This window comes from Isoptericola sp. NPDC060257, from assembly GCF_042726645.1.
In the GTDB taxonomy this organism is placed as follows: Bacteria; Actinomycetota; Actinomycetes; order Actinomycetales; family Cellulomonadaceae; genus Isoptericola; species Isoptericola nanjingensis.
Genome location: NZ_JBHXAW010000283.1, coordinates 1 through 5,730, shown reverse-complemented (window position 1 = coordinate 5,730; position 5,730 = coordinate 1). Strand labels below are relative to the sequence as shown.

Below are 5,730 nucleotides of genomic sequence, written 5' to 3'. Positions count from 1 at the left end.
GCCTCGGGCCGTCGCATCGACCCCGGGATCAGCTTGGAGTCGAACTCCGGCAGCAGATCGAGCAGACCGCGACCGACGAGCGCGGTGCCCGGGGTCTCGAACATTTCGAGGGCGATGGCGTTGGCGTTGACGACCGTGCCATTGCAATTGACGAGCAGAAGCCCGTCAGGAAGGGCACCCCACCGGGTGCCCGCCCTTCGTCGTTCCCCACGCCCCGCTCCGCGGGTGTCAGCGCCGGCGGGCGCGCACCGCGGACACGATCCCGCCGACGACGAGCACGAGCGCCGCCGCGCCGACCCCCCAGCCGGGCCAGTAGCCGGCCCGCACGGCCGGAGTCAGCTCCGTGCGCAGCGGCAGGTCCGCCACCCAGTGGTCGGCCGTGAACAGCTGCGTGCGCGCCACCAGGGTCCCGTCCGGGGCGACGACGCCGCTCACACCCACCGTCGAGACCTGCACCGCCGCCCGGCCCGTCGTGATCGCCTGCAGCCGCGTCATCGCGAGCTGCTGCGTCGACTCCGCCGTGTACCCGAACGACGCGTTGTTCGTCGGCACCACCAGCACCTGCGCGCCCCGCTGCACGGCGTCGCGGATGATCTCGTCGTACGCCACCTCGAAGCAGATCACGGTCGCCATCGGCACCGTCGTCGGCCCGGTGCCGCGCCCGATCGCCGCGCCGTCCACCGGCAGGTCGACCACCGCGGGCTCGGTGCCGGGGATCATGTCCGTCGTCACCCGGTCCACCTGGGCGCTGAACAGCCGCACGAAGGAGCGGATCGGGATGTACTCCCCGAACGGCGCCGGGTGCTGCTTCGCGTACCGCTGGGTCACGCCCTTCCCCGGCTCCCACAGCAGGGCCACGTTGTACCGGCCGCCCGTGTCCGGCCACTCCTGAGCGCCCACGAGGATCGGCGCGTCCACCGCCTGGGCCGCGTCGTCGATCGCCACGCCCACCTCCGGCGTCGTCTGCGGGTCCAGGTCCGAGCCGTTCTCCGGCCACAGCACCACGTCGACGGCGTCGCCCGGCTGGTCGCCGAACGCGCCGGACGCCTGCTCGTCCGCGATCGCGTACGTGCCCTCCAGGTGGTTGTTCAGCACCTCCGCCCGGTTCGCGAACGACCCCTCCCCCGGCTCCGACACGTTGCCCTGCACCGCCCCGGCGCGCAGCACGCCCGCCTCCGCGGTGCCCGTGCCCGCGTCCACCACGGTCCCCGCGCGGCCCGGGTCCTCCGCGTCCGTCACCTCGCGCGTGCCCGGGTCGTGCGCCAGGGGCAGCAGCAGCGGCGCGGTCACGAGCGCGGCCGCGGCCAGGACGAACACGGCGGCGCTCGCGGCCGACCGCGCCCGACGTCGGGCGTCGCGCCACGGCGTGCGCAGCAGGCGCCCGACGGCGAGCGCGAGCAGCACGCCCGCCGCGGCCACCAGCAGGGACACCAGCGTGGTGCCGCCGAGCCAGGCGGCGCGCCCGGTCGGCGCGCCCGCCATCGCCCACGCGAGGCGGCCCCAGGGGAACCCGCCGAACGGGATCTCCGAGCGCCACTGCTCCACCGCGACGAACACGACGGCGAACACGGCGGCCTGGGCGACGGCGTGCCGGCGCACCCAGCCCCAGCGGCGCGCCCACGTCCACAGCGACCCGAACGCGGCGAGGAACAGCGTCTCCAGCACGGACAGCGCCACCCAGGGCACGGTGTCCGTGGCGAAGTTCGCCCACCAGATGTGCGGCAGCCAGAACGTCAGCCCGGCGACGAGGCCGACGAGGAAGTTCCAGCCGGCGGCCCGGCGCCCGTCGCGGCGCAGCGCGGCGAACAGCAGCGCGACGCCGACGAACGCCAGCGGCCACGCCCCGACGTCCGGGAACGAGGCCCACAGCGCGGCCCCGGCCGCGACGGCGAGCAGCAGGGTCGCGGGGCGGCTCGCCCACCGGTCGGCGGCCGACGTGCCGCCCGAGGCGGCCCCCGCGTCACTGCTGTCGTCACGGCTGTCGTCGACGCCGGGGGCGGCTGACCCGTCGGAGGGCTCCTCGACCGGGTTCGGGCTCACGTGCAACACCCCCGCAGGGTACGTGACCCAGCGGCGCGGTCGGGCTGCCGGGAGCCCCTCGAGCAGGCGATCCGTCGCGGGAACCGGGTGGTCGCCGCGACGGAGCGCTTCCTCGAAGGCATCGGACGGCCGGGGGTCAGTCGAAGGTGTCGTGCAGGACGACGCCGTCGCGCACGGTCTGCAGGCACACGGGATCGGGCTCGCCCTCGGACAGGTCGGGCAGCAGCGGCTGACCGGCGCGCGCCTCGGGGTTCCACGCCGACAGGCGGTCCCCGGGGGCCTGGACGCTCAGGGTGTCCGCGCGCCAGACGGCCAGGTTCGCGGGCGCTCCGACGCGCAGTTCGCCCGCGCCGGTGTGGTCCAGCCCGGCGAGCCGCCACCCGCCGCGGGTGTGGGCGCGGAACGCGGCCCGCGCGGAGAGGCGCTGCATGGTGTCCTCGTGGGTGAGGGTGGCGCGCACCGCCTGCCACGGGTCGAGCGGCGTCACCGGGGTGTCGGAGCCGAACGCGAGCGGAACGCCCGCCCCGGCGAGGTCGGCGAACGGGGACAGGGTCGACGCGCGTCCCGGCCCGAGCCGGGCCGCGTACATGCCGAGGCTGCCGCCCCAGGCGGCGTCGAACGCGGGCTGCACGGACAGCGCCACCCCGTACAGCAGCAGCGCGGCCAGGGCGGACGCGTCCACGAACAGTGCGTGCTCGAGGCGGTGGTGGCCCGAGCGCAGCAGGCCCGCGCCGTGCTCGGTGGCGGCGAGCTCCAGCCCGCGCACGACCTCGTCCATGGCGCGGTCGCCGATGACGTGGAACCCGCCCTGGGTGCCGGCGGCCGAGCAGGCCGCCAGGTGCGCGGCGATGTCCTCGCCCGTGAGGAAGAGGCGGCCCGTGGGCTCGGCGCCACCGGGTGCGGCGAGCAGGTCGCTGTAGGGGTGGCGCAGCGCCGCGGTGCGCGAGCCGATCGACCCGTCCGCGCACAGGTCGCCGGCGATGCCGGTGAGGAACGGCAGCTCGGCGAGCACCTGCCGCGCGTCGTCCGCCGTCGTGCACAGCTCGCCCCGGTACGCGACGACGTGCGGCAGCCCGCCCGCCGGGTCCGCGGTGAGCCCGACCAGCTCGGCCAGGCCCTCGCGGGTGTCCATGGTGGGCTCGCTCATCTCGTGCACGCCCACGATGCCGCGGGCGGCGGCGTCGGCGAGGGCACGCCGGTAGGCGCGCGTCCGGCGCGCGGGCGAGACCTGGCGCACCGCGGCCGCCGCCGCGTGGTGGGCGTCCGACGTCACCATCCCCGACGCCTCCCAGCCGGGCGTGCGGTCGATGCCCACCGCGCGGGCGAAGGACCCCGACACGACGGCGGAGTGGCCGTCGACCCGCGCCGCGTACACGCGCCGCCCGCCGCAGGCCGCGTCGAGCTCGTCCGCCGTGGGCGCGCGCCGCTCGGGCCACGTCTGCTCGTCCCAGCCGAACGCGAGCAGCACCTCCTCGCCGCCCGGGTCGGCCGCGTCGAGCTCGCGGGCGCCGCGGGCGAGGGCGTCGAGCGCCGCGGCGAGCGACGTCGCCCCGCCGGCGGCGGTGAGGTCGACGGACTCGGCCGCGAGGCCGGTCTCCAGCAGGTGGACGTGCGCGTCGACGAACCCGGGCGCTACGAGCGCGCCGTCCAGGTCGATGACGCGGTCGGCGCGGGCCGCGAGCCCCGCGGCGGTGTCCTCCGCGCCGAGCCAGGTCACGACGCCGTCGTCGACGAGCAGGGCCTCGGCGAACGGGTCCGCGGGCGAGTGGACGACTCCGTTGCGATACAGGGTGGACGTCACGGCCTGCACTCTATGGCACTGCTGCCCACCGCACCCCCACACCGGCCGCACGGATTCCTCACACCTGGCCTCGCACCTGGCCTTCTCCACGGCCCCGCACCCGGCGACGCGGGCGGCCGCCGCCCGTCACACGCTGGAGTAGGCGACGACGCCGCGCAGCACGGCCGTCTGCGCCTTGCGGGCCGTGGCCCGCAGCGCTGGACGCGGCGCCGCCTTGGCCAGCTGGTCCAGCACGTCGAGCACCTGCTTGCACCAGCGCACGAAGTCCCCCGCCGCCACGTCCGTGCCGCGCAGCACCGCGTCGAGGTTCTTCCCCGACGCCCACCGGTGCACCGGCGCCACCAGGCCCAGGTCCAGGGGGCCCGTCGCCTCCAGCCGGTGCGCCGCCTCGAGGTCGGTGACCTCGGACCAGGCCCGCGTGGTGGCGTCCAGCGCGCGGGCGAGCCGCCCGTGCGGCCCGCCCGGCACGAACGGCTCGGACGCCTCCTCGCGGCGCCCCGAGTACACGACCGTCGACACCGCCGCCGCCAGGCCGGGCGCGTCCAGGTCGTCCCAGATCCCGCGGCGCAGGCACTCCGCGAGCAGCAGGTCGTCCTCCGCGTACAGGCGGCCCAGCCACCGCCCGTCGTCCGTGACCGCCAGGGTGCCGGGCGTCCCGCCGTCGGGGGGCGTCGAGGTGGCGTCGTCGGCGCGTGCCAGGTAGCCGAGCCGCTCCAGGACGTCGCAGGTGCGGTCGAACGTGCGCGCGATCGACCCGGTGCGCCCCTCGACCCGGCGCACCAGCTGCTCGTGCTCGGCACGCAGCCGCTCCCACCGCTCCGCCCAGCGGGCGTGGTCGTCGCGCTCCGGGCAGCCGTGGCACGCATGCGCGCGCAGCGCGTCGCGCAGGCGCTGCAGCTCGGCGTCGGACGCCGCGTCCGAGCGCCGCCCGCCGTGCCCGTCCCTGTGCCCGTCCTGGCGACCGCCCGCCGTCGCGCCGCGCCGCGCGCCCGGGTGCCGTCCGGACCCGCCGTCGCCCGAGAACGCCCCGAGCGCGTTGCGCAGGCTCGAGGCCAGGTCGCGCCGCTGGTCGGGGCGGCGCGGGTTGAACCCCTTCGGGATGCGCACGGTCGTCACCACCTGCACGCCGCCCGGCGCGTCCGCGAGAGTGAGCTTCTTGACCTGCTTCTCCTGGGTGAGCACGGTCGGCCGCGGCCCGTCGAACCCGCGGTCGTCGCGCCCCGGGTCCAGGATGACGACGTACCCGCGCCGCCGCCCCGACGGCACCTCCACGACGTCCCCGCGCCGCAGCCTCTCGAACGACGCGACCGCGTCGGCCCGCCGGGCCCCGGTCGCCGCGCGCGACAGCTCCTTCTCCCGGTCCTTGATGGCCCGCCGCAGGCCCATGTACTCGGCGAAGTCGCCCCGGTCGCACGCCATCGCCTCGGCGTACCCCTCCATCGCCTCCGCGTGCGCCTGCGCCTGCTTCGCCAGACCCACCACGCCGCGGTCGGCCTGGAACTGCGCGAAGCTCGTCTCCAGCACGTCGCGGGCCCGCTCGCGACCCACCTGGCCCACCAGGTTGACCGCCATGTTGTACGTGGGCCGGAAGCTGGAGCGCAGCGGGTACAGCCGCTTGGACGCGAGCCCGGCCAGCGCCACCGGGTCCAGGCCCGTGTGGTCGACGACGACGGCGTGCCCCTCGACGTCGATCCCGCGCCGACCGGCGCGGCCGGTGAGCTGGGTGTACTCCCCCGGCGTCACCGGCTGGTGGGCGGTGCCGTCCCATTTCACCAGCTTCTCCAGCACCACCGAGCGGGCGGGCATGTTGATGCCCAGCGCCAGCGTCTCGGTGGCGAAGACGACCTTCACGAGTCCGCGCAGGAACAGCTCCTCGACCACCTCCTTGA

General features: G+C 76.5%; 2 protein-coding genes and 2 pseudogenes. All 4 read right to left on the bottom strand.

What is annotated here, in order from left to right:
• Window positions 1-164, bottom strand: a pseudogene (locus ACFWEK_RS18115) (PAS domain-containing protein); the annotation flags it as partial.
• Window positions 165-228: 64 nt separating this feature from the next.
• Window positions 229-2,040 carry an apolipoprotein N-acyltransferase gene (gene lnt, locus ACFWEK_RS18110; protein WP_430554928.1) on the bottom strand — a complete coding sequence of 604 codons (1,812 nt, stop codon included), beginning with the start codon at window positions 2,038-2,040 and terminating at the stop codon, window positions 229-231.
• A 136-nt stretch (window positions 2,041-2,176) separates the two neighbouring features.
• Window positions 2,177-3,841: an amidohydrolase gene (locus ACFWEK_RS18105; RefSeq protein WP_430554927.1), complete on the bottom strand. Its 1,665-nt coding sequence runs from the start codon at window positions 3,839-3,841 to the stop codon at window positions 2,177-2,179.
• Window positions 3,842-3,967: 126 nt separating this feature from the next.
• Window positions 3,968-5,730, bottom strand: a pseudogene (locus ACFWEK_RS18100) (RNA helicase); the annotation flags it as partial.